This is a genomic window from Nesterenkonia sandarakina (assembly GCF_003003175.1).
Classification (GTDB): Bacteria; Actinomycetota; Actinomycetes; order Actinomycetales; family Micrococcaceae; genus Nesterenkonia; species Nesterenkonia sandarakina_A.
This window is the reverse complement of sequence record NZ_PVTY01000022.1, coordinates 1-23959: the sequence shown is the minus strand read 5'-3', so window position 1 is coordinate 23959 and position 23959 is coordinate 1. Positions and strand designations below refer to the sequence as shown.

Annotated in this window: 20 protein-coding genes, 4 tRNA genes and 1 pseudogene; 9 read left to right on the top strand and 16 right to left on the bottom strand. The window is 67.9% G+C overall.

What is annotated here, in order from left to right; all coding sequences use genetic code 11:
* Window positions 1-31: 31 nt before the first annotated feature.
* From BCL67_RS13705 to ilvD, 14 genes are all read right to left on the bottom strand, one after another.
* Entirely contained in the window at window positions 32-343 is a 312-nt protein-coding gene (locus BCL67_RS13705; RefSeq protein ID WP_106123984.1) for a transposase, read from the bottom strand.
* 681 nt (window positions 344-1024) lie between these two features.
* Window positions 1025-1100 (bottom strand) — tRNA-Glu (locus BCL67_RS13700).
* A 93-nt stretch (window positions 1101-1193) separates the two neighbouring features.
* Window positions 1194-1266 (bottom strand) — tRNA-Glu (locus BCL67_RS13695).
* 71 nt (window positions 1267-1337) lie between these two features.
* Window positions 1338-1409: transfer RNA gene (locus tag BCL67_RS13690), tRNA-Gln, on the bottom strand.
* A gap of 123 nt (window positions 1410-1532) precedes the next feature.
* Window positions 1533-3068, bottom strand: coding sequence for a glutamate--tRNA ligase (gltX, locus tag BCL67_RS13685; protein WP_106123983.1), 1536 nt, complete (start codon window positions 3066-3068; stop codon window positions 1533-1535).
* A gap of 9 nt (window positions 3069-3077) precedes the next feature.
* A complete protein-coding gene (locus BCL67_RS13680; RefSeq protein WP_106123982.1) occupies window positions 3078-3851 on the bottom strand; it encodes a fumarylacetoacetate hydrolase family protein in 774 nt (257 codons plus the stop codon).
* A 108-nt stretch (window positions 3852-3959) separates the two neighbouring features.
* Window positions 3960-5033: a branched-chain amino acid aminotransferase gene (locus tag BCL67_RS13675; RefSeq protein ID WP_106123981.1), complete on the bottom strand. Its 1074-nt coding sequence runs from the start codon at window positions 5031-5033 to the stop codon at window positions 3960-3962.
* 173 nt (window positions 5034-5206) lie between these two features.
* Window positions 5207-6280, bottom strand: a complete 1074-nt coding sequence (locus tag BCL67_RS13670) for a 3-isopropylmalate dehydrogenase (RefSeq protein ID WP_106123980.1) — start codon at window positions 6278-6280, stop codon at window positions 5207-5209.
* A 138-nt stretch (window positions 6281-6418) separates the two neighbouring features.
* Window positions 6419-8029: a methionine--tRNA ligase gene (gene metG, locus BCL67_RS13665; protein ID WP_106123979.1), complete on the bottom strand. Its 1611-nt coding sequence runs from the start codon at window positions 8027-8029 to the stop codon at window positions 6419-6421.
* Between the two features lie 156 nt (window positions 8030-8185).
* Complete coding sequence (gene serA, locus BCL67_RS13660; RefSeq protein WP_106123978.1) at window positions 8186-9781, bottom strand: phosphoglycerate dehydrogenase; 1596 nt, start codon at window positions 9779-9781, stop codon at window positions 8186-8188.
* Window positions 9782-9884: 103 nt separating this feature from the next.
* On the bottom strand, window positions 9885-10910 hold the full coding sequence (ilvC, locus tag BCL67_RS13655) for a ketol-acid reductoisomerase (protein WP_106123977.1): 1026 nt from the start codon (window positions 10908-10910) through the stop codon (window positions 9885-9887).
* 66 nt (window positions 10911-10976) lie between these two features.
* Window positions 10977-11510 (bottom strand): acetolactate synthase small subunit, encoded by a 534-nt coding sequence (gene ilvN / locus BCL67_RS13650; protein ID WP_106123976.1) that lies wholly within the window; start codon window positions 11508-11510, stop codon window positions 10977-10979.
* A 3-nt stretch (window positions 11511-11513) separates the two neighbouring features.
* Window positions 11514-13391, bottom strand: a complete 1878-nt coding sequence (locus BCL67_RS13645) for an acetolactate synthase large subunit (protein WP_106123975.1) — start codon at window positions 13389-13391, stop codon at window positions 11514-11516.
* Between the two features lie 349 nt (window positions 13392-13740).
* Entirely contained in the window at window positions 13741-15522 is a 1782-nt protein-coding gene (gene ilvD, locus BCL67_RS13640) for a dihydroxy-acid dehydratase (RefSeq protein ID WP_106123974.1), read from the bottom strand.
* Window positions 15523-15667: 145 nt separating this feature from the next.
* On the opposite strand from ilvD, the gene BCL67_RS13635 reads away from it, so the two are divergent.
* From BCL67_RS13635 to BCL67_RS13600, 8 genes and pseudogenes are all read left to right on the top strand, one after another.
* The gene (locus tag BCL67_RS13635) at window positions 15668-15988 is read left to right on the top strand and encodes a CHY zinc finger protein (protein ID WP_181256029.1); all 321 of its coding nucleotides are present in this window, start codon (window positions 15668-15670) and stop codon (window positions 15986-15988) included.
* A gap of 104 nt (window positions 15989-16092) precedes the next feature.
* Entirely contained in the window at window positions 16093-17271 is a 1179-nt protein-coding gene (locus BCL67_RS13630; RefSeq protein ID WP_106123973.1) for a PucR family transcriptional regulator, read from the top strand.
* 128 nt (window positions 17272-17399) lie between these two features.
* Window positions 17400-17864 (top strand): GntT/GntP/DsdX family permease, encoded by a 465-nt coding sequence (locus BCL67_RS15850; RefSeq protein ID WP_106123972.1) that lies wholly within the window; start codon window positions 17400-17402, stop codon window positions 17862-17864.
* Entirely contained in the window at window positions 17861-18811 is a 951-nt protein-coding gene (locus BCL67_RS13620; protein WP_106123971.1) for a GntP family permease, read from the top strand. The genes BCL67_RS15850 and BCL67_RS13620 overlap by 4 nt, the downstream gene beginning before the upstream one ends.
* A gap of 79 nt (window positions 18812-18890) precedes the next feature.
* Window positions 18891-19689: pseudogene (locus BCL67_RS13615) on the top strand (3-hydroxybutyrate dehydrogenase).
* Window positions 19690-19763: 74 nt separating this feature from the next.
* Window positions 19764-20540 carry a CoA transferase subunit A gene (locus BCL67_RS13610; protein WP_106123970.1) on the top strand — a complete coding sequence of 259 codons (777 nt, stop codon included), beginning with the start codon at window positions 19764-19766 and terminating at the stop codon, window positions 20538-20540.
* A 7-nt stretch (window positions 20541-20547) separates the two neighbouring features.
* Window positions 20548-21204, top strand: coding sequence for a 3-oxoacid CoA-transferase subunit B (locus BCL67_RS13605; protein ID WP_106123969.1), 657 nt, complete (start codon window positions 20548-20550; stop codon window positions 21202-21204).
* A 109-nt stretch (window positions 21205-21313) separates the two neighbouring features.
* Complete coding sequence (locus BCL67_RS13600) at window positions 21314-22504, top strand: acetyl-CoA C-acetyltransferase (RefSeq protein WP_106123968.1); 1191 nt, start codon at window positions 21314-21316, stop codon at window positions 22502-22504.
* A 61-nt stretch (window positions 22505-22565) separates the two neighbouring features.
* Here BCL67_RS13600 and BCL67_RS13595 read toward each other — a convergent pair whose 3' ends face one another.
* Together BCL67_RS13595 and BCL67_RS13590 are read right to left on the bottom strand one after the other, a co-directional pair.
* Window positions 22566-23252, bottom strand: coding sequence for an ANTAR domain-containing response regulator (locus BCL67_RS13595; RefSeq protein WP_181256028.1), 687 nt, complete (start codon window positions 23250-23252; stop codon window positions 22566-22568).
* 81 nt (window positions 23253-23333) lie between these two features.
* A tRNA-Leu gene (locus BCL67_RS13590) sits at window positions 23334-23417 on the bottom strand.
* A 291-nt stretch (window positions 23418-23708) separates the two neighbouring features.
* On the opposite strand from BCL67_RS13590, the gene BCL67_RS13585 reads away from it, so the two are divergent.
* On the top strand, window positions 23709-23959 hold a 251-nt coding region (locus BCL67_RS13585), incomplete at its 3' end, for a helix-turn-helix domain-containing protein (protein ID WP_146131176.1).

Here is a 23959-nt window from a genome sequence, read left to right as displayed (position 1 = left end):
TGGCCTCGGAGTTCCTCGATGAACGCCAGGATCAGCGGCTGCGGGGGTCGAGTTCCCCCGCGAAGAAAATTGAGGCCCTGCGCAGGATCTCGTTGGTCTCTTTCAACCGACGGTTCTCCATGCGCAGCTGCTTGAGCTCGGTGTTCTCATCGGTGCTGACACCTTCGCGGGCGCCGTGGTCGATCTGGTGCTGACGCACCCATCGCCGGAGCGTATCTCGGCCGACACCGACCTGCTTGGAGATGACCTCAACTGCGGCGGTGCGGGAGGAGTATTCGGACTGGTGATCGAGGACCAATCGGACGGCGCGCTCCTTCAGAGCGGGATCGATTCGACGAGGCATAGCTACATCCTTTCAGCTTAAAAAGATGCGGCATCAAACCTGAGGCGCTTCAGGACGAGGTGGCGGGAATCTACGACCGTATCCAGTTGCGCCCAGAATACGAACGGACGCTCCGAAAAGCTCTCGAAGACGGTCTTGGCGGTCTTCAGCGCGACACCAAGCTAGAGCGCGATCAGCTGGAGCAGAACCTTCGAAAGATCCAGCGGCAGCAGGAAAAGCTCCTGGAAGCGCACTTCCAGGACGCAATCTCACTAGAACTCATGAAGAAGAAACAACAGGAGCTCCACCGGGAGGAAGGCGCAGTTAAACGCCGCCTAGAAGCTGCTCAAGAGGACTCGCAAGAGAACGCGGAGATTCTGTCACTCGCTCTGGATCTCGCGAGGGACATGGCGTCAACCTATCGAACAGCACCGGACCGCCTGAAGCGACAGTTGAACCAGACGTTCTTTCAGAAGATCCTGGTTCACGTCGATGAGCTCAGTGAGCACTACCTAGAAGCTCAGCTCGAGGCCCCGTTTGATGTGCTACTCGGCAGTAACTCCCCAGAATCCGACGCTGAACGCCAGTTCGGCAAGACTCAGTCCGCAGAACGCAAAACGCCCGCCCCACAGGGGGACGGGCGTTGCGATCAACTCGCAGTTGCTTCAGACTCCAAAAAATTTTGTCTAAACATCTTGGCAATGGTGACCCCAGCGGGATTCGAACCCGCGTTACCGCCGTGAGAGGGCAGCGTACTAGGCCGCTATACGATGGGGCCTTATGAATTTTTGCCTCCCGGAAAGCCGGAAGGATTCTGCATTGTGGAATGCCAGTCCCCCGCGCTCCGGAGAGCTCGGGGGCCAGACGACCGTGACCCCAGCGGGATTCGAACCCGCGTTACCGCCGTGAGAGGGCAGCGTACTAGGCCGCTATACGATGGGGCCGTATTCCATAGCTGTGGCCCCCGTCGCCGAGGGCCGGTGTTGCTGTGTCAAAGACCACATAAGGGTCTTCGCTGGGCTACTAGGACTCGAACCTAGAACGACGGTACCAGAAACCGCTGTGTTGCCAATTACACCATAGCCCACTATTTGCTTGTCAACGCGGCTGCTTCAGCGAAGTTTTCCGCGCGGAGCAACGGGAGATAACTATACACACGGGTGGCGCCCAAGCACAAAATGAGGCGGGCGCCACCGGTGGGTGAGGCAGATCAGCCGCGGGCGGCGAAGAGCTCTCGGAATCGACGCAGCCGGTTCAGCGAGGACTCGCGACCCAGCAGCTCCATGGATTCGAACAACGGCGGGGAGACCCGGCGTCCGGAGATCGCCGAGCGGACCGACCCGAAGGCCTTGCGCGGCTTGAGCTCGAGTCCCTCCAGCAGGGCCTCGCGCAGCGCGGCCTCGATCACCTCGGTGTTCCACCGGACGTCGTCGATGTCGGTGAGCGCCGCGATCGAGGCGTCCAGGGTCTCGAAGACCTGATCACCCAGTCCGCTGAAGGCCTTGTCCTCGATGGTGAGGTCGGCGTCGTCGGTGAAGAGGAACGCCATCATGTCGGCACCCTCGTCCAGCAGCGCGATGCGCTCCTGGACCAGCGGGGCCGCGCCGTCGAGCAGCACGGCCTGCTCAGGCGTCAGCTGCTCCCCCAGCAGACCCCTGGCCTGCAGGTAAGGGATCAGGCGGTCACGGAAGTCCGCGGCCTCCAGGAGACGGATATGGGTGCCGTTGATGGCCTCGGCCTTCTTCACGTCAAACCGCGCCGGGTTCGCCAGCACATCGGAGATGTCGAAGTGCTCGATCAGCTGCTCCACGGTGAAGATGTCCTCGTCGGCCGAGAGCGACCAGCCCAGCAGGGCGAGGTAGTTCAGCAGTCCCTCGGGGATGAAGCCGCGGTCACGGTGGTGGAAGAGGTTCGACTCCGGGTCCCGCTTCGAGAGCTTCTTGTTCCCCTCTCCCATGACATAGGGCAGGTGTCCGAAGACCGGCATGTGCTTGGCCACGCCCACGGCGTGCAGCGCCCGGTACAGGGCCACCTGGCGTGGCGTGGAGGAGAGCAGATCCTCGCCGCGCAGCACATGGGTGATCTCCATGGCGGCGTCGTCCACCGGGTTGACCAGTGTGTAGAGCGGCTGCCCGTTGGCGCGGGCCACGACGAAGTCGGGGGTGGAGCCGGCGCCGAAGGTGATCTCTCCGCGCACGGCGTCGGTGAAGCTGATGTCCTCATCGGGCATCCGGAAGCGCAGCACCGGTTCCCGGCCCTCGGCCCGGTACGCGTCGATCTGGTCCTGGCTGAGCGTGCGGTCGAAGCCGTCGTAGCCCAGCTTCGGGTCCCGGCCGGCGGCCTGGTGGCGCGCCTCGACCTCCTCCGGGGTGGAGAAGGCCTCGTAGATGAATCCGGCCTCGAGCAGCTTCGCCAGCACCTCGGCGTAGAACTCGCCGCGCTGGGACTGCCGGTAGGGGGCGTGCGGGCCGCCGGTCTCGGCGCCCTCGTCCCAGTCGATGCCGAGCCAGCGCAGCGCCTCGAGCAGCTGCTGGTAGGACTCCTCAGAGTCCCGGGCGGTGTCGGTGTCTTCGATCCGGAAGATCATCTTGCCGCCGGTGTGCCGGGCGTAGGCCCAGTTGAACAGGGCGGTGCGGATCAGCCCGACGTGCGGGGTGCCGGTGGGCGAGGGGCAGAACCGGACGCGGACCGGGGTGGAGGGGTCCACCGCGGGGATCTGGGTGGACGGTGCAGTGGTGACTGTCATAGCGGGGAATCAGTTCCTGAAGTGGTTGACGAGTGTGCCGATGCCTTCGATGTCCGCTTCGAAGCGGTCTCCGGGGCTGAGCAGTCCGACGCCGGCCGGAGTGCCGGTGAGGATGACGTCTCCGGGGAGCAGGGTGAAGGCCTGGGAGATGTAGGCGATGAGCTCGGCCACGCCGAAGATCATCTCGGAGGTGGAGCCGTCCTGGACGGTCTCGCCGTTGAGTCGGCCGGAGATCCGCAGGCCCTCGGGCTCGAGGTCGGTCTCGATCCAGGGACCCAGCGGTGTGGAGCCGTCGAAGCCCTTGGCGCGGGCCCACTGGCCGTCGGTGCGCTGGGCGTCGCGGGCGGTGAGGTCGTTGGCGACGGTGTAGCCGAAGATGACCTCTTCGACCCGGTCCACCGGCACATCCTTGCAGATGCGCCCGATGACGACGGCGAGCTCGGTCTCGTAGCTGATCTCCTCGGAGAAGGAGGGCATCGTGACCGGCTCGTTGGGGCCCACCACCGCGGTGTTGGGGATCAGGAACAGCAGCGGGGAGACCGGGGTCTCGCCGCCCATCTCCTTGACGTGGTCCGCGTAGTTGCGGCCGACGCCGATCACCTTCGAGCGGGGGATGATCGGGGCGACCAGCCGGACGTCTTCGAGGCGGTGGGTGGTCTCGGTCTGCTGGATCCCCTGATAGAACGGGTCTCCGTTGAGCTGGATGATGGTTTCTTCGCCCTCTCCCCCGGTGACAAGACCGTAGGAGGGTTCGGCGTCCGTGACAAAACGTGCAATGCGCATGGGCCAACTCTATCGCCCACGCGCATTGCACGTTCTTGTCGTGTTCAGTTCTCCGGCGGACCAGCTGTCCGGAGGCTCAGCGGCACAGCGGCACAGCGGCACAGCGGCTCAGGCGAGGCGGTGCATCCAGCCGTGGCGATCCTCGACGGTCCCGGTCTGGATCCCCAGCAGCTCCTCGCGGATCGAGAGGGTGACCTCTCCGGTGCCGGCGGAGGCGATGCTGCGCTCCCCGTCCAGCAGCTCCCCGATCGGGGTGATGACCGCGGCGGTGCCGCAGGCGAAGGCCTCGGTGATGCTGCCGTCGGTGATCCCGGCGTCCCACTCCTCCAGGGTGACCAGGCGCTCCTGGACCTCCATGCCGCGGTCCTTGGCCAGCTGGATCACCGAGGCGCGGGTGATGCCCTCGAGGATCGTGCCGGTCAGCGCCGGGGTGATCAGCGTGTTGTCGGCGGTCACCAGGAAGACGTTCATGCCGCCGAGCTCCTCGATGGCGTTCTCTCGCATCGGGTCCAGGAAGAGCACCTGGTCGCAGCCCTTGGCGGTGGCCTGCTGCTGGGCGGCCAGGGAGCCGGCGTAGTTGCCGCCGGTCTTGGCCGCTCCGGTGCCGCCGGGGGCCGCGCGGATGTAGTCGCGAGAGACCCAGATGCGCACCGGCTTGAGCTCGCCGCCGAAGTAGTTCCCGGCCGGGGACGCGATGACCCGGTAGGAGACCTCACGGGCGGCCCGGACGCCGAGGAACGCCTCGGAGGCGAACATGAAGGGCCGGAGGTAGAGCGCCTCGCCGTCGCCGTCGGGGACCCAGTCCTTGTCGGTCTGGACCAGCTCCTCCAGGGATTCGATGAAGAGTCCCTCGGGGAGCTCGGGCAGCGCCATCCGCACGGCCGAGCGGTTGAGCCGCTTGGCGTTCTCCAGCGGACGGAAGGTGTAGATCCCGCCGTCGGCGTGGCGGTAGGCCTTCATGCCTTCGAAGATCTCCTGGGCGTAGTGCAGCACCGCGGCCGCCGGGTCCAGGGTGATCGGGCCGTAGGGCTCCACCCGGGCGTTGCCCCAGCCGCCCTCAGACGTCCAGTCGATCACCGAGGTGTGGTCGGTGAAGTGGGCCCCGAATCCCGGGTTCGCCAGGATCTCCTGCAGCCGATCGGCTGTGGTGGGCGAGGGATGGGGGGTGTGATGGAACGTCATGGTGACCTTTCAGATGTGCACGGGCGGGTGCGCCGGGAGCGAGTCTCGTGCCCTACTCTACGAGACTCGCTCCCCGCGCCGCTCGGTGCAGCACAGCGGCACAGCCGCCCAGCAGTGGCGTTCTCGCGAGAGGGACGCCTGCGCGGCAGCGGCGAGTCAGCCGGAGCGGCGGCTCAGCTGGTCAGGCGCGCCACGAAGGCGTCGCCGCGCTGGCCGGTGCTCAGACCGGTGGTGCCGTCCTGCGCCCACTGGCTCAGCTGCGCGTGGACCGCCGACTCGACCCGGGCCGCGGCCTCGCCGAGGCCCAGGTGATCGAGCATTAGCGCGGCGGAGAGCACTGCGGCGGTGGGATCGGCGATCGCCTTGCCGGCGATGTCCGGCGCGGAGCCGTGCACCGGTTCAAACATCGACGGCGCGGTGCCGGCGGTGTTGATCGAGGCCGAGGCGGCCAGGCCGATGCCGCCGGTGATGGCGGGGGCCAGGTCGGTGAGGATGTCGCCGAAGAGGTTGTCGGTGACGATCACGTCGAAGCGCTGCGGGTTGTTGACCATGTGGATGGTGGCCGCGTCCACGTGCAGGTAGTCCCACCGGACGTCGGGGAAGGACTCGGCCACGGCCGCCGTCGTGCGGGTCCAGAGGTCCCCGGAGTAGGTGAGCACGTTGTTCTTGTGCACCAGGGTGAGGTGCTTGTCCCGGGCCTGGGCGCGGACGAAGGCGTCCTCGACCACTCGGCGGACGCCGTAGGCGGTGTTGACCGAGACCTCGGTGGCGATCTCCGCGTCGGTGCCCCGGCGCAGCAGCCCGCCGTTGCCGGCGTAGGGACCCTCGGTGCCCTCGCGCACGACGACGAAGTCGATCGGGTTCTCCTCGTCCACGCCGCGCAGCGGGGAGACGACCCCGGGGTAGGAGCGGGTGGGACGCAGGTTCACGCAGTGGTCGAGGTTGAAGCGCAGACCCAGCAGCAGCTCACGCTCGATGATGCCTGAGGGCACGCGGGTGTCCAGCGGATCGGCGCCCACGGCGCCGAAGAGGATCGCGTCGTGCCCGCGCAGCGCCTGCAGCGTCTCCTCGGTGAGGGTCTCCCCGGTGCTGAGCCAGTGCTCGGCGCCCAGCGAGTACTCGGTGTAGGTGAACTCGGCGCTCTCCGAGGCCAGCGCCGCGTCGAGCACCTTGCGGGCCTCCGCGACCACCTCGGGTCCGATGCCGTCGCCGCCGATTACTGCAATGTCGAATGTGTTCTGAGCCATGTCGTCACTCTATGCGCTGGGCACCGAGCGGACCGGGTGAGCGAGGCAGGCTCTCAACATCTGAGACCCCGGCCGCGCGGGGCGGGTTCCTCCGCACGCGGCCGGGGGTGTTCCCTGCTCAGACTGGATCGTCCCTGTTCAGTCGGTCTTCTCCTCGTGGCGGGGGAAGATCGGTGTGGGCTTCTCCAGCGGGGTGCCCGGCACCAGCTCGGTGTGGAATGCCTCGAAGCTGCGCGGACCGGCCCCGGAGGCGTTGGTCCGGCCGGCGTCGCCTCTAGTCTCCACGTTCAGCGCGTCCAGCAGCTTCGTGGCGGAGTCCGGCATGACCGGCTGCGCGAGCAGCGCGACCTTGCGGACCACCTCGGCGGTCACGTAGAGCACCGTGTTCATCCGGGAGAGGTCGGTCTTCTTCAGCTTCCAGGGCTCCTGCTCGGCGAAGTAGGCGTTGGCCTCCCCCAGCACGAACCAGGTGCGCTCCAGGGCGCGGTGGAAGTCCTGCATGTCGTAGGCCTCGCGGCTGATCTCCAGCAGCTCATCGGACTGGGCCAGGATCCGACGGTCGGCGGCGGTGCGCTCGCCTGGCTGCGGGATCATCCCCTCGCAGTTCTTCACCACCATCGAGAGCGACCGCTGGGCGAGGTTGCCCAGGTTGTTCGCGAGGTCGGAGTTCTTCCGACCCAGCACCGCCTCGTGGGTGTAGGAGCCGTCCTGGCCGAAGGGGAACTCGCGCAGCAGGAAGAACCGCACGGCGTCGAGCCCGTACTCCTGAACCCAGGCGGAGGGGGCGACGACGTTGCCCACGGACTTGGACATCTTCTCCCCGGCGTTGTGCAGGAAGCCGTGGATCATCACCCGTTTGGGCAGCTCGAGACGGGCGCTCATCAGGAACGCGGGCCAGAAGATGCAGTGGAACCGGGAGATGTCCTTGCCGATGACGTGGACGTCGGCGGGCCAGAACTTCCTGAAGCTCTCCGACTCGGTGTCGGGGAATCCGACGCCGGTGAGGTAGTTGGTCAGCGCGTCCACCCAGACGTACATCACGTGGTCGAGGCTGGTCTCTCCCGCGGTGAGGTCCTTGGGCACCGGCACGCCCCAGTCGAAGGTGGTCCGCGAGATGGAGAGGTCGTCGAGACCTGACTCCACGAAGCGGATGACCTCGTTGAAGCGGGTGCGCGGTCCCCCGAAGTCGGGGTTCGCCGAGTAGAAGTCGAGCAGCGGCTGCTGGTACTTCGAGAGCCGGAAGAAGTAGGACTCCTCTTCGGTCCAGGTCACCGGGGTGCCGGTCTCGGTGGCGTAGCGCTCGCCGTCGGCGCGGACCTCGGTCTCATCGGCGGTGAAGAAGCGCTCGTCGCGCACGGAGTACCAGCCGGCGTACTTGTCCAGGTAGATGTCCCCGGCCTCGACCATGCGGCGCCAGATGGCGGTGGACGCGGCGTAGTGGTCCTCATCCGTGGTGCGGATGAAGCGGTCATAGGAGATCCCCAGGACCTCGTCGTCGACCCGCTTGAACTCCGCGGAGTTCCGGGTGGCCAGCTCGCGCGGGGAGATGCCCTCCTTCTCCGCGGACTGCTGCATCTTCTGCCCGTGCTCATCGGTGCCGGTGAGGAAGTAGGTCTCGTGTCCGTCGAGGCGCTTGAAGCGCGCCATCGCGTCGGAGGCGATGTACTCGTAGGCGTGGCCGATATGCGGCGTCCCATTGGGATAGGAGATCGCAGTGGTGATGTAGAACGGGGGCTTGGAAGAAGTCACCCTAGGAATTTACCCCACGTGGTTGCCAACCGCAGTGACATGGCAGTGATGCCCCAGTGATGCCGGCGGTGACACCACCGGTGACACAGCTGACCCCGGTGCCGGTCTGGGACTCAGACCTGCACCGGGGTCAGCCGGGAGTGTGGAGCGGAAAGATCAGTCTTCGAGGTCGACCTCGGCGGCCAGGTTGGCCTGGACCTCGGCGTTGATCGTGTCCAGCACACCGGTGGGAAGGGCGGCGTCGATGGCCAGGACCGCCAGTGCGCGGCCCTCCTTGGTGTTCTGCGAGACCTGCATGCCGGCGATGTTGACCTGGTGCTCCCCCAGGATCCGACCGAGCGCGCCGACGACGCCGGGGCGGTCGGCGTATTCGAGCACGACCAGGTGCTCGGTGAGCGCGATCTCGAGGTCGTAGCCGTTGATCCCGACGATCTTCTGGATCTGCTTGGGCCCGGTGAGGGTGCCGCGGACCTCGAGGTTGGTCCCGGAGCTGGTGGCGCCGCGCACGGTGAGCGCGTTGCGGTAGTCCTCGACCTCGGTGGTGGTGGTCAGCCGGGTGGAGATCCCGCGCTGCTCGGCGAGCACCGGGGCGTTGACGTAGGAGACCTGCTCGGAGACGACGTCGGTGAACAGGCCCTTGAGCGCGGCCAGCTGCAGCGCGGAGACGTTGAGCTCGGCGATCTCGCCGGCGGCCTCGGTCTCGATGTCGGTGAAGGCGTCGGTGGCCAGGGCGTTGAGGATCCGGCCGAGCTTCTCGATCAGCGGGATGCCGGGGCGGACCAGCTCGTCGATGGCGCCGCCGGCGACGTTGACCGCGTCGGGGACCAGCTCGCCGGCCAGGGCCAGGCGGACCGACTTCGCCACGGAGACGCCGGCCTTCTCCTGCGCCTCGGCGGTGGAGGCGCCCAGGTGCGGGGTGACGACCACGTTCTCGCGGGTGAAGAAGGGCAGGTCGGTGGAGGGCTCGGTGGCGAAGACGTCCACTGCGGCGCCGCCGATGGTGCCTGCGGCCAGCGCCTGCTCCAGGTCGGCCTCGTCGATCAGGCCGCCGCGGGCGACGTTGACCACGAACGCGGTGTCCTTCATCTTCGCGAAGGCCTCGGTGTTGAGCATCCCTAAGGTCTCGGGGGTCTTGGGCATGTGGATGGTGATCACGTCGGACTTCGCGTAGAGCTCGTCCAGGGTGACCAGCTGGGCGCCGAGCTGGTGGGCTCGGGCCGAGGTCACGTAGGGGTCGTAGGCGATGACGTCCATGTCGAAGGCCTTCATCCGCTCGGCCACGAGACCGCCGATGCGGCCCAGGCCGATCACGCCGAGGGTCTTCTCCGCGAGCTCCATGCCGGAGTACTTCGAACGCTTCCAGGCGCCGTCGCGCAGCGCCTGGTGCGCCGGGGAGATGTGCCGGGCCAGGCCCAGGATGTGGGCGCAGGTGAGCTCCGCCGCGGAGGTGATGTTGGAGGTCGGGGCGTTCACGACCATCACGCCGGCCGCGGTGGCGGCCTTGATGTCGACATTGTCCAGCCCCACGCCGGCCCGGGCGACGACCTTGAGCTGCTTGGCGTGGGAGAGCACCTCGGCGTCGACCTGGGTGGCGGAGCGGACCATGATCGCGTCCGCGTCGGCGAGATCGGCGAAGAGCCGTTCCCGGTCGGTTCCGTCGGACTGGCGGATCTCGAAGTCCGGGCCCAGCGCCTCGACGGTGGCGGGTGAGAGTTCTTCGGCAAGTACGACGACGGGGCGGTGAGTGCTCACAATGTCCTTCTTCTGCTCGGTGCGCTTATCTGAGATGGTCTGGTCACGCGAAGACGGTGAGCGGGGCGGGCCTGTGACAGCCCGCCCCGCTCACCGTGATCACTCATCGAGCGGTCGTGCCCTCGGTGTAGTCGTCATCCTGCGGGATCCAGGAGAAGAGCTTGCGCAGCTCGCGCCCGGTGGACTCGATCGGGTGCGACTCGTTCTTCTTGCGGAGCTCGTTGAACTCCTTGCCGCCGTCGCGCTGATCATCCATGAAGCGCTTCGCGAAGGCTCCGGACTGGATGTCGGCGAGAACGGCCTTCATGTTCTCCTTGACCTCCGGGGAGATCACGCGGGGGCCGGAGACGTAGTCGCCGAACTCGGCGGTGTCGGAGATGGACCAGCGCTGCTTGGTCAGGCCGCCCTCGACCATCAGGTCGACGATCAGCTTGAGCTCGTGGAGCACCTCGAAGTAGGCGATCTCGGGCTTGTAGCCTGCCTCGGTGAGGGTCTCGAAGCCGTACTGCACCAGCTGGGAGGCGCCGCCGCAGAGGACTGCCTGCTCGCCGAAGAGGTCGGTCTCGGTCTCTTCGGTGAAGGTGGTCTCGATGACGCCGGCGCGGGTGCCGCCGATGCCCTTGGCGTAGGCCAGGGCGATGGACTTGGCCTCGCCGGAGGGGTCCTGCTCCACGGCGATCAGCGCGGGGACGCCGCGGCCTGCCTCGTACTCGCGGCGGACCACGTGGCCCGGTCCCTTCGGGGCGACCATCGCGACGCCGACCTCGGTGGGGGCTTCGATGTAGCCGAAGCGGATGTTGAAGCCGTGGGAGAACAGCAGCACGTTGCCGGGCACCAGGTGCGGGGCGATCTCGGCGGAGTACACCGCGGCCTGGTGCTGGTCCGGGACCAGGATCATGATGACGTCGGCCTCGGCGGATGCCTCGGCGACGGTCTTCACGGTCAGGCCCTGCTCTTCGGCCTTGGCCTTGGAGCTGGAGTCAGCCTTCAGACCGACGACGACGTCGACGCCTGAGTCGCGCAGCGACAGTGCGTGGGCATGGCCCTGGGATCCGTAGCCGATGACAGCGACCTTCTTGCCGCTGAGCACGGACAGGTCGGCGTCGTCGTCGTAATAGAGATCAGTCACAGTGAGGTCTCCTCATGTTGGGGATTGGGTAACAGGTCAGTGGTGCTGAAGGTGGTTCTCAGATGGTCAGCGCAGGGCCTTGTCCGTCATGGACTTCGCGCCGCGGGAGATCGCGAGGGTGCCGGAACGCACGATCTCGCGGACTCCGAAGGGCTCCAGGACCTCCAGAAGAGCATTGAGCTTGTCAGGTGCGCCGGTGGCCTCGACGGTGAGCGAGTCCACGGAGACGTCCACGATCTTGGCGCGGAAGAGCTCGACGGCCTGGGTGACCTGCAGACGGGTGGGCGCATCAGCCTTGACCTTGATCAGCAGGTGTTCGCGCTGGACCGAGTTCTCCGGTGCCAGCTCGATGATCTTGATGACATTGATCAGCTTGTTCAGCTGTTTGGTGATCTGCTCGAGCAGCTTCGAGTCGGCGTCGACCACCACGGTGATCCGGCTCAGCCCGGGCAGCTCGGAGGGGCCCACCGCCAGGGAGTGGATGTTGAAGGCGCGTCGGGCGAAGAGCCCGGAGACCTTGGTCAGCACGCCGGGGACGTCCTCGACAAGGACCGAGAGGGTGCGGCGCTGCTCGGGCGCGACGATGTCATGAGTGCCCATATGTCAGTCCTCCTCGTCCCACTGCGGGGTCAGGTTGTGCGCGAACTGGATGTCGCTGTTGGAGACCCCTGCAGGGACCATCGGCCAGACCATCGAATCACGCGAGACCACGAAGTCGATGACCACCGGGCGGTCGTTGATCGCCATGGCCTCGGCGATGACGGCGTCGATGTCCTCGGGACGCTCGCAGCGCAGCCCGACACAGCCATAGGCCTCGGCGAGCTTGACGAAGTCCGGGATCCGCACGACCTCGCCGCCCTCCGCGGTGACCGAGGTGTTCAGATGGGTGTTGGAGTAGCGGGACTCGTAGAAGAGCGTCTGCCACTGCCGGACCATGCCCAGCGAGGAGTTGTTGATCACCGCGACCTTGATCGGGATCTTGTTGATCGCGCAGGTGGCGAGCTCCTGGTTGGTCATCTGGAAGCAGCCGTCGCCGTCGATGGCCCAGACCACCCGGTCCGGGTTGCCCACCTGGGCACCCATGGCGGCGGGCACCGAGTAGCCCATGGTGCCCAGGCCGCCGGAGTTCAGCCACTGCCGGGGCCGTTCGTACTTCACGAACTGGGCGGACCACATCTGGTGCTGTCCGACGCCGGCCACGTAGACGGCTTCGGGGCCGGAGGCCTGGTTGATCTTCTCGATGACCTGCTGCGGGGCGATCTTGCCGTCCTCGGGGGTGGCGTAGCCCAGCGGGTAGGTCTCGCGGAAGCGGTTGAGCTGCTTCCACCAGCCGCTGATGTCGGTGCGGCCGTGCTTGGCGACCAGCGCGTCGAAGGCGAAGCCGAGCTCGGGGACGATCTCCTTGAGCGAGCCGACGATCGGCACATCGGCCGCGCGGTTCTTGGAGATCTCGGCCGGGTCGATGTCGGCGTGGATGACCTTCGCGTCCGGGGCGAAGGTCTCCAGCTGCCCGGTGACCCGGTCGTCGAAGCGCGCGCCGAGGGTGATCAGCAGGTCCGAGCGCTGCAGCGCGGCGACGGCGGAGACCGTGCCGTGCATCCCGGGCATGCCCAGGTTCTGCTCGTGGGAGTCCGGGAACGCGCCGCGGGCCATCAGGGTGGTGACCACCGGGGCGCCGACGGTCTCGGCCAGGGCGTGGAACTCCTCGGAGGCGTTGGCCTTGATCATGCCGCCGCCGATGTAGAACACCGGGCGGGAGGCGGCCTGGATCAGCTTCGCGGCCTCGCGGATCTGCTTGGAGTGCCCGCGTGTGACCGGACGGTAGCCGTTGAGCTCGATCTTCGGCGGCCAGGAGAAGGTGGTCTTCGCGACCTGGGCGGACTTGGTGACGTCCACCAGGACCGGACCGGGCCGGCCGGTGGAGGCCAGGTGGAACGCCTCGGCCATCACCTTGGGGATCTGGTCGGCGTCGGTGACCAGGAAGGAGTGCTTGGTGATCGGGGTGGAGATCCCGACGATGTCGGCCTCCTGGAACGCGTCGGTGCCGATCACGTTGGCGTTGACCTGCCCGGTGATCGCGACCATCGGCACGGAGTCCATGTGGGCGTCGGCCATCGGGGTGACCAGGTTGGTGGCGCCGGGGCCGGAGGTGGCGATGCAGACCCCGACCTCACCGGTGACCATGGCGTAGCCCTGGGCGGCGTGTCCGGCGCCCTGCTCATGGCGGACCAGGATGTGGTTGACCTGGTCGGAGTCCATCAGCGGGTCATAGGTGGGCAGGATCGCTCCGCCGGGGATGCCGAAGACGTCTGTCACACCCAGCTCTTCGAGGCTGCGAATGATGGACTGCGAGCCTGTGACCTCTACCGGGGCGACGGTGCGGCCGGGGCCGTACAGTCGGGGGTCCACGGTGGTCCCAGCGGCGCTGCTGGATGCTTTCGAGGCCAGCATGGCTGGGCTCGTGGCTGTCGGATTGCTCATCTTTTCCTCAGTCTCTGGTTCCCGAATTGATCCAAGAAGTCTCTGATCCGTCGCGGATCCACTCCGGTCAAGAGAAAACCCCGGCTGAAAAGCCTGTGGGGCCTTCATGCCGGGGTGAGCGGATGCGTCAGCTCCAGTTCAACCATTCGGCCGCCTCGGGTGAGGCGGACGAGCGGCCGACCTGAGGCGTGTGAATCACTTCACAGGTCCCCCGGCGGCGGTTACGGGTACTACCGCTAGTAGTTGACGCATGGCGTCCATGCTTCCCTGGCCTGTGATCAGTGTCAACATCCCGGATGCCCGTCTCACATCGTGGAAATCCGGTCTGCCGACCCTGATCCTGACCGGCTCAGCCGCAGTAGGCACCCTCTGCGGCGGAGCGGACCAGCTTGGCGTATTTGCCGAGCACACCGGTGGTGATGAACGGCGGCAGCGGGGTCCAGTCCTGCTGCCGGGTGGCGAACTCGGCGGCGTCCACGACCAGCTCGATGCTGCGCCCGGCGATGTCGACCCGGATGAGGTCACCGTCGGCGACGAAGGCGATGGGCCCGCCGTCGACCGCTTCGGGGGCGATGTGGCCGATGCACAGGCCGGTGGTGCCTCCGGAGAAGCGGCCGTCGGTGATCAGCAGCACGTCTTTGCCCAGCCCGGCGCCCTTGATCGCCCCGGTGATGGCGAGCATCTCGCGCATGCCGGGTCCGCCCTTGGGGCCTTCATACCGGATGACGACGACGTCGCCGGCCTGGATCTTGCCCTCCTTCAGGGCCTTGAGCGCCTGCTGCTCGCGCTCGAACACCCGGGCGGTGCCTTCGAAGACCTCGGCGTCGAAGCCGGCGGACTTCACCACGGCCCCCTCGGGGGCGAGCGAGCCGTGGAGCACCGCGATGCCGCCGTTGGGGTGCATCGGGTCGTTCAGGGCGCGGATGATCTTGCCGTCGATGTCCGGCGGGTTGATCGATTCGAGGTTCTCGGCCACGGTCTTGCCGGTGACGGTGAGCGCGTCGCCGTGGATCAGGCCGGCGTCGAGCAGGGCGCGCATGACCACCGGCACTCCCCCGACCCGGTCGACGTCGGCCATCACGTACTGGCCGAAGGGCTTGAGGTCACCGAGGTGGGGCACCTTGTCGCCGATGCGGTTGAAGTCTTCGAGCTCGAGCTCGACCCCGGCCTCGCGGGCGATGGCCAGCAGGTGCAGCACCGCGTTGGTGGAGCCGCCGAAGGCCATGGTCACCGCGATGGCGTTCTCGAAGGCCTTCTTGGTGAGGATGTCCCCGGTGGTGATGCCCTTGCGGAGCAGCTCCACCACGGCCTCGCCGGACTTGTGTGCGTAGTGGTCGCGGCGGCGGTCCGCCGAGGGCGGGGCGGCGGAGCCGGGAAGCGACATGCCCAGCGCCTCGCCGATGCAGGCCATGGTGTTGGCGGTGTACATGCCGCCGCAGGCGCCTTCGCCGGGGCAGATGGCGCGCTCGATGACGTCGAGGTCGGCCTCGCTGATGGTGCCGCGGGCGCAGGCACCCACACCTTCGAAGGCGTCGATCAGGGTGACCTGCTTCTCGGTGCCGTCGGCGAAGCGGGCGACGCCGGGCATGATCGAGCCGGCGTAGAGGAACACGCTGGAGAGGTTGAGCCGGGCCGCGGCCATGAGCATGCCGGGCAGGGACTTGTCACAGCCGGCGAGCAGCACCGAACCGTCGAGGCGCTCGGCCTGGATGACGGTCTCGACCGAGTCCGCGATGACCTCGCGGGAGACCAGCGAGTAGTGCATGCCCTCGTGGCCCATGGAGATGCCGTCGGAGACCGAGATGGTGCCGAACTCCAGCGGGTAGCCGCCGCCGGCGTGCACGCCTTCCTTGGACGCCTTGGCCAGGCGGTCCAGCGAGAGGTTGCAGGGGGTGATCTCGTTCCAGGAGCTGGCGATGCCGATCTGCGCCTTGCCGAAGTCGTCGTCGCCCATGCCGACGGCGCGGAGCATGCCGCGCGCGGGGGCGCGGGTGTAGCCGTCGGTGACCTCCCAGCTGCGCGGCTTCTCCGGGATCGAGGGTCCGGTGACCGCCTTGGGCGGGGTGAAGGGTGCCTTGCCCTGGACGATGTCAGGGGTGTTCTCGGGGGTCTCTGCGGTGTGCTCAGCCATGCTTTGGATTCTATGCCTGAGAACGTGTCCCGGCGCACCCGCACCGCCGCCCGTCTCACGATGCAGAATTCCACTGGGGTGGAGCGATGGCGATACCCCACTGCATTGAGGGGCTGAGGCCCCGGGAGTGGATAGCCTGGGACACATGGATGAGGTGCAGATTCGCGGGGCCGTGGTGGATGAGCAGACCCGGTGCCGGCATTACGCCGGACCGCTGGACGTCGTGGCGATCAGGTTCTTCTGCTGCGACCGCTGGTATCCGTGCCTTCAATGTCACCGGGAGGCCGAGGCGCACCCGATCAGCCGCTGGCCTCAGGCCCGCCGCGAGGAGCTGGCGCTGCTCTGCGGGGTCTGCCGGGAACGGTTCAGCATCGCCGAATACCTGCTCGCCCAGGCCTGCGCACACTGCGGAGCCGGGTTCAACCCCGGCTGCGCGACGCACCACCGGTTCTACTTCGAGCTCTGACCCCAGCTCAGCGGCGGCGTCCAGAACGCCGCGGCTCGCCGGGCACGGAGCGACGACGCGGAACTGGCAGGAGCCAGGCCGGAGGCGGCGGTATCGTGACCCCCATGCCAGCGGATGAGCGCCCTGCCGGGGCCGCCTGGGACCAGCTGCTGGCGACCCTCGAGGAGGACGGCAGCATCCTGAAGGAGACCATCGAGAACATCCGCGCCACCGTGCCCGGCTACGACGACGTCCCCACCGCCGCCCTGGAAGCGTCCGTGCGGCGCAACATCGCGCTGAGCATCAGCACCGTCCGCGCCGGCTTCGAGCCCTCCCGCGACGACGTCGCCGAGGCCGACGCCCTGGCCTCCGAGCGGCACGCCCAGGGAGTGCCCGTGGGAAGCGTGCTCGCCGGCTTCCGCGCCTGCATGTCCGTGATCCTGCACCGACTGCTGGACCACGCCCCGGACCATGGCATCCCCGCAGACCAGGTTCTGACCTCCTCCACCCTGCTCTGGGCGCTGGGGGACGCGTTCTCCGCCCGCGCGGTCATCGTCTACCGGGACAAGGACATCTCCCGCGCCCTGGCCGACTCCACCCGGCGAGCCGCCTGGATCGGCGATGCGGTCGCGACCTGGATGGAGCCGACCGAGCTGGCGCGCGGCGCCACGCTCTACGACGTCCCCACCGCCGCACCGCTGCGGGCGCTCGCCGCAGACTCGCATCCGGAGGCAGACCTCGACCGCCAGCGGCTGCTCCACGACTGGGCCGAGCAGGCCGGGATCCGGGTGCTCACCGCGGTGCGGGCCAGCACGCTGATGGGCATCCTGATCGGCGAGCCCCCGCTGAACTCGGAACCGGAGCAGCTGACCATCGGCCTCGGTCCGGCGGTGACCCTGGAGGAGCTGCCACGATCCTTCGAGTGCGCCTCCACGGCCCTGCGCGGCGCCGCGGCCGTGGGGCAGACCGGGATGGTGGACCTGGAGCGCCTCTCCTGGCGGGCCGGGATCCACGCCACCCCCGAGGTGACCGCGCTGCTCCAGCAGCGTCACCTGCAGCCGCTGGTCGAGGCCGGCGAATTCGGCGAGCACCTGCTCGAGTCCATGGACGCCTACCTGCGCCATCGGCTCAACATCCCGCTGGCCGCCCGCAGCATTCCGGTGCACGTCAACACGCTGCGCTACCGGCTGCAGCGATTCCAGGAGATCACCGGGTCGGATCTCGGGGACCTGGACACGCTCGTCGAGCTGTCCTGGGCGCTGGCCGCTCATCGCGGCACACTCCCCCACAATCTGCCTTCGTAGCCAGCTACGAAACAGGTGCTCCAGCGTTGAACGAATGGATGTAGCCCACGTCACATTCGGGCGCGCATGCTGGTCTACGACGCCGTGACGGTCGTCACTCGCTCACCACCCTCCATGAGGAGACCTCCATGATTCTGGCCATCTTTGGCATCATCGTGTCCCTGCTGCTGCTCATCACCCTCGCCTATCGCGGCGTGCCGGTGATCCTGGCCGCTCCCGTCGCCGCCGTCGTCTGCGTGCTGTTTTCCGGGGCACCGATCCTCGCCTCCTACACCGAGATCTTCATGCCAGCCATGGCCGGCTTCGTGGGCAGCTGGTTCCCGGTCTTCCTGGTCGGGGCGATCTTCGGGATCCTGATGACCGTGACCGGATACGCCGAGTCGATCGCGCGCACCGTGACCGGATGGATCGGAAGCCGCCGAGCCATCGCCGCCACCGTGATCACCTCGGCACTGATGACCTACGGCGGGATCAGCCTCTTCGTGGTCGCGTTCGTGATGTATCCGCTGGCCCGCGAGCTGTTCCGCGTGGCCGACATCCCGCGCCGGCTGATCCCGGCACCATCGCCCTGGGCATCTTCACCTTCACCATGACCGCCCTGCCCGGATCCCCGCAGGTGCAGAACATCATTCCTGGACCGTTCTTCGGCACCGACGCCTACGCCGGACCAGGAGTTGGCATCCTCGGCGGAATTCTGATCTTCAGCCTCGGCATGCTGTGGCTGGAGCACCGACGCCGCAGCCTGATCGCCAAGGGCGAGCACTTCGAGTCCGTGGAGTCCGAAAAGGTCATCGGAGGATCCTCCGACGACGGCTCCACGATCACCACCATGATCGCACCGCCCAACCGCCTCGTTCCCTTCCTGCCGCTGCTCACCGTCTTCGCGGTGAACTTCGCCTGCACCCTGCTGATCTTCCCGGCCCTGGACTGGTCCTACCTGCAGGAGGACACCTTCGGCGCCACCACCTACGACTCCCGCGCTGGACTGTGGGCCGTGGTCGTGGGCATCCTGGCCGCCATCGGACTCATCGTCGCGATGAACTTCGGCCAGTGGAGCACCCTGAAGGTCGGATTCAACGACGGCGTCAAGCGCTCGATGCTGCCGATCTTCTCCACCGCCTCCGAGGTCGGCTACGGCGCCGTCGTCGCCTCGGTGGCCGCCTTCGCCGTGATCCGCGATTCGGTCTTCGGCATGGGCGCCAACGCGCTCGTGACCTCTGTGGTCACGACCTCGATCACCGCCGGGCTGACCGGCTCCTCCTCCGGAGGCATGACGATCGCGCTGAACGCCCTGGGCGCCGACCTGCGCACCATGGCCGAGGACGAAGGCATCAGCCTGGAGATGATGCACCGGCTGACCGCCATGGCGGCTGGCGGCCTGGACACGCTGCCCCACTCCGGCGCCGTCGTCACCCTGCTGATCGTCTGTGGCCTCACCCATCGTCAGTCCTATAAGGACATCGGCATGGTGACGCTCGTCATCCCGGTGCTGGTGGTCGTGGCGCTGATCGCTCTCGTCTCCGCCGTCGGCGGATTCTGATCCCCACCTCGCCCGGCCGGCCGTCTCCGTGGCCGCTCCACCCGACTCGTTCCCCCACCGACGCTTCTGAAGGAGCATGATGAACCCCCACACCACGCGCAGCTCGACGATCCCGGCCGATGCGCTCAGCGGCCGCCGCGCCGTCGTCACCGGCGAAGCCTCCGGCATCGGCGCGGCCTGCGTGCGGGCCTTCGCCGCCGCCGGAGCCCACGTGACGGTCTGCGACCGCGACGGCGACGCCGCCGACGCTCTCGCGGCCGAGATCGGAGGGACCGCCTGGACGGTGGATCTCGCTGAGACCACCGCCCTGGAGGAGCTCACCGCGGAGACCGGGGTCCTCGACGCGGACATCCTGGTCAACAACGCCGGCATCCAGCGGGTCGCTCCGCTGCACGAGTTCGACCTCGAGGCCTGGCGGTTCATGCACCGGCTGATGGTGGAGTCCCCGTTCCTGCTGATCCGCGCCGCCCTGCCGGGGATGTACGAACGCGGCTTCGGCCGGATCCTCAACATCTCCTCGGTCCACGGACTGCGGGCCAGTCCCTATAAGTCCGCCTACGTGACCGCCAAGCATGCGCTGGAAGGGGCTCTCCAAGGTCACGGCACTGGAGGGCGCCGAGCACGGCGTGACGTCGAACTGCATCAACCCCGCCTATGTGCGCACACCGCTGGTGGAGAAGCAGATCGCAGACCAGGCCCGGATCCACGGCATCGACGAGGACCAGGTGATCGAGAAGATCATGCTGACCGAGTCCGCGGTGAAGCGGCTGGTGGAGCCCGCAGAGGTGGCCTCCCTGGCCAGCTGGCTGGCCTCCGACGCCGCGGGCATGGTGACCGGCACCTCCTACGCCATCGACGGAGGCTGGACCGCGAGCTGAGCCGACCACCACACAGAGACTCCACCAGTCCACCAGCCGCGCAGCAGAGCACCACAAGTCCCTGAGGAGGGCCCATGACCATCGACAAGACCGTCGCGACCGCCGCCGATGCCGTCGCCGACATCCCTGACGGAGCCTCGCTCGCCGTCGGAGGCTTCGGCCTCTCCGGCAATCCGATCCAGCTCATCGAGGCGCTGCTGGAGCAGGGCGCCTCCGGGCTCTCCGTGGCGTCCAACAACTGCGGCGTGGACGGCTGGGGCCTGGGCGTCCTGCTCGCGGCACGCCGGATCGCGAAGATGACCTCCTCCTATGTGGGTGAGAACAAGGAGTTCGCCCGCCAGTACCTGGAGGGCGAGCTGGAGCTGGTCCCGCAGGGCACTCTCGCGGAGAAGATGCGCGCCGGCGGCGCCGGGATCCCGGCGTTCTACACCCGCTCCGGCGTGGGCACGCAGGTCGCCGAGGGCGGCATCCCGATGACCTATGACGGCTCCGGCGGCGTGGCGAAGGAGTCCGCGCCCAAGGAGGTCCGTCCCTTCACCCTCCACGACGGCCGGGAGCTCGACTTCGTCCTGGAGGAGTCCATCGTCGCCGACTTCGCCCTGGTCCACGCCCAGCGCGGCGACCGGCACGGCAACCTGGTGTTCAACAAGGCCGCCCGGCAGTTCAGCCCCGACGCCGCGATGGCGGGCCGGGTCTGCATCGCCCAGGTGGAGGAGCTCGTGGAGCCCGGGGAGATCGACCCCGACGCGGTCCACCTCCCCGGGGTCTACGTGCACCGGATCGTGGAGGTCCGCGCGGAGATCGACAAGCCCATCGAGAAGCGCACCGTCCGCAGCGACGAGAAGGAGTGACCACGACATGATTACCGAGATCAACGCGGGCTGGACCCGCGACCAGATGGCCGCCCGCGCCGCCGCCGAGCTCCCCGACGGCGCCTACGTGAACCTCGGCATCGGCATGCCGACCCTGATCCCGAACCACATCCCGGCCGAGGGCACCGTGGTGCTCCAGTCCGAGAACGGGATCCTCGGCGTGGGCCCCTACCCCACCGAGGATTCGGTGGACCCGGACCTGATCAATGCCGGCAAGGAGACGGTCACGGTCCTTCCCGGGGCGGCCTTCTTCGACTCCTCCACCAGCTTCGGCATGATCCGCGGCGGCAAGATCGACGTCGCCGTGCTCGGGGGCATGCAGGTGGCGCAGAACGGCGACCTCGCCAACTGGATGGTGCCCGGCAAGATGGTCAAGGGCATGGGCGGCGCCATGGACCTGGTCCACGGCGCGGAGCGGGTCATCTGCCTGATGGAGCATGTGGCCAAGGACGGCTCCCCGAAGATCCTGCCGGCCTGCACCCTGCCGCTGACCGGCAAGGCCGTGGTGGACCGGATCATCACCGATCTGGCCGTGATCGACGTAGTGCGCGGCGAGTCCGCCGCGCACCTGCGGCTGGTGGAGACCGCCCCGGGGGTGAGCGAGGAGCAGGTGCGCGACGCCACCGGCGTCGAGCTGCACTGAGCCTCCGGCGTCGAGCCGCGCAGCCCCACCGGCGCCGAGCCGGACTGAACCCTGCAGACTACGTATGATGCAGAACACATTGAGTCGACCACAGCATGAAGGAGCACCCATGGCACCCGGTTCCGTGATCCTCGGAGGAAGCCGCACCCCGATCGGCAAGCTGATGGGCGGGCTCTCCTCCCTCACCGCGGCCCAGCTCGGGTCCGTTGCGATCCGCAGCGCCCTGGAGAAGACCGGGGTCCGTCCCGACCAGGTCGACTACGTGATCATGGGGCAGGTGATCCAGGCCGGCGCGGGACAGAACCCGGCCCGGACCGCGGCCCTGGGGGCTGGCATCGATGCCGGTGTCCCGGCGATCACGGTGAACAAGGTGTGCCTTTCCGGGCTCAGCGCCATCGCCTATGCGGATCAGCTGATCCGCGCGGGTGAGTGTGAGCTGGTGGTGGCCGGCGGCATGGAGTCGATGTCCAACGCCCCGCACCTGCTGCCGGGCTCACGCAGGGGCACCACCTATGGGGACGCCACCCTGGTGGATTCGATGGCCTATGACGCATTGTTCGATCAGGCCACGCAGCAGAGCATGGGAGCCCTGACCGAGTCCTGCAACACCGCTGACACCGAGGTCTCCCGGGAAGAGCAGGACCGGGTGGCGGCGCTCTCCCATGAACGCGCCGCACGGGCCTGGGATGAGGGCGTCTTCGACGCGGAGGTCACTGCCGTGGAGGTGCCTCAGCGCAGGGGCGACCCGGAACTGGTCAGCCGCGATGAGGGAATCCGGGCCGGGATGACGGCCGAATCCCTGGGCAGGCTGCGCCCGGCCTTCGACAAGGCGGGCACGATCACCGCGGCGTCGTCCTCGCAGATCTCCGACGGCGCCTGCGCCGTCATCGTCACGACCCCGGAGAAGGCCCAGGAGCTCGGCCTCACTCCCCTGGCGGAGATCGGCGCCTACGGCATGGTCGCCGGCCCGGACTCCTCGCTGCAGCTGCAGCCGGCGAACGCGATCGGCGAGGCGTGCAGGAAGCAGGGCATCGACCCGGAGACCCTGGATCTGGTCGAGATCAATGAGGCGTTCGCCGCCGTGGGGGTGGCCTCGGCGCGGAAGCTGGGCCTCTCGGAGGACAGGCTCAACGTCAACGGCGGCGCCATCGCGCTGGGCCACCCGGTGGGCATGTCCGGGGCGCGCCTGGTGCTGCACCTGGCCCTGGAGCTCTCCCGCCGCGGCGGCGGCACCGGTGCCGCGGGCCTGTGCGGCGGCGGCGGCCAGGGCGACGCCCTGATCCTCACCGTGCGGGGCTGAAGCCGCCGACGCTGGACCCCACCACCCGGACCCCACCAACGCGTCGAGGGGCGGAGCGGGGTTACTTGAGGTACGGCGGGGAGTCGGTCATCTGGTCGACCACGGTCTCGGCGACTTCACGCATCGAGAGCCGGCGGTCCATCGAGGTCTTCTGGATCCAGCGGAAGGCCTCGGGCTCGGTGAGCCCCATCTTGGTGGTGAGCAGGGACTTGGCCCGCTCCACCAGCTTGCGGGTCTCGAACTTGTCCGCGAGCGAGGTGACCTCGTCCTCCAGCGCCCGGATCTCGTCGAAGCGCGCCATGGCGACCTCGATGGCCGGGATCAGGTCGTTCTCGGTGAAGGGCTTGACCACATAGGCCATGGCACCGGCCTCGCGGGCCGATTCGACCAGGTCGCGCTGGGAGAAGGCGGTGAGCATGACCACCGGGGCGATCCGCTCCTCGGCGACGAGCTTCGCGGCGGTGATCCCGTCCATGATGGGCATCTTCACGTCCATCACCACCAGGTCCGGCTCGGTCTCCCGGGCCAGCTCCACCGCGCGTTCACCGTTGTCGGCCTCGCCGACGACGTCGTAGCCGGCGCCGATGAGGATCTCGACGATGTCGAGCCGGATGAGCGTCTCATCCTCGGCGACGAGCACGCGGCGCGGCGCGGTCCGGTGTTCGTCGGCAGCCGCGGGGGGTGCTTCGGTGCCGCCCGCTGGGGAGGCCGTCTCGTGGGCGTCGGTGCCCGGAGTCTGTTCGCTCACCGTTCTCCTTCTGGTCCCTGACCGCCGTGCCGGGAGTGTCTCCCGGAGGGGATGCTCCCCGTGCTGGGCCGGTCTTCGTCTTGGTGCCCGAAGTGGGACTCGAACCCACACACCAGTGGTACCGCATTTTGAGTGCGGCGCGTCTACCGATTCCGCCATTCGGGCTGGACCGAGGAGGTCAGGGCCTCCCCGGCGCTCATGCTGTCCCCTCCGAAGCGTCTTCTCGGACTCCTCGGCGAGGACAGCACCAGCTTACCCGGGCCTGCGCCCGAGCATTGAATCTCGCATCGTGCCGCCCTGATCAGGTGGACAGTTCGGCACGCCGCACCCCGGGGCCGACTAGGTGTTGTGGGGCATGAGGTTCTTGCCACTGGTGCGTCGATGAGATGAGGAACGGGCTCCCCGCCACAGGATGGAAGTTCCTACACAACCCATCCGCAGGAGAAGAGCCCGCCCATGATCCACGCTAACGCACCACTGACCCCGACCGGACGACTGCGCATGGTGACTCGTCACCTGAGCGACGGGATCCCCAAATCCCACGTCGCTGCGGAGTTCCGAGTCTCGCGTCCCACCGTGACCACCTGGGTCACCCGGTACCTCGCCGAAGGCGAGGAAGGACTCAAGGATCGAACCTCTCGACCCGTTCAGAGCCCGTCCCAGACTCCCGCAGAAGTCATCGCCCGCATCGAAGACCTGCGCCGGGA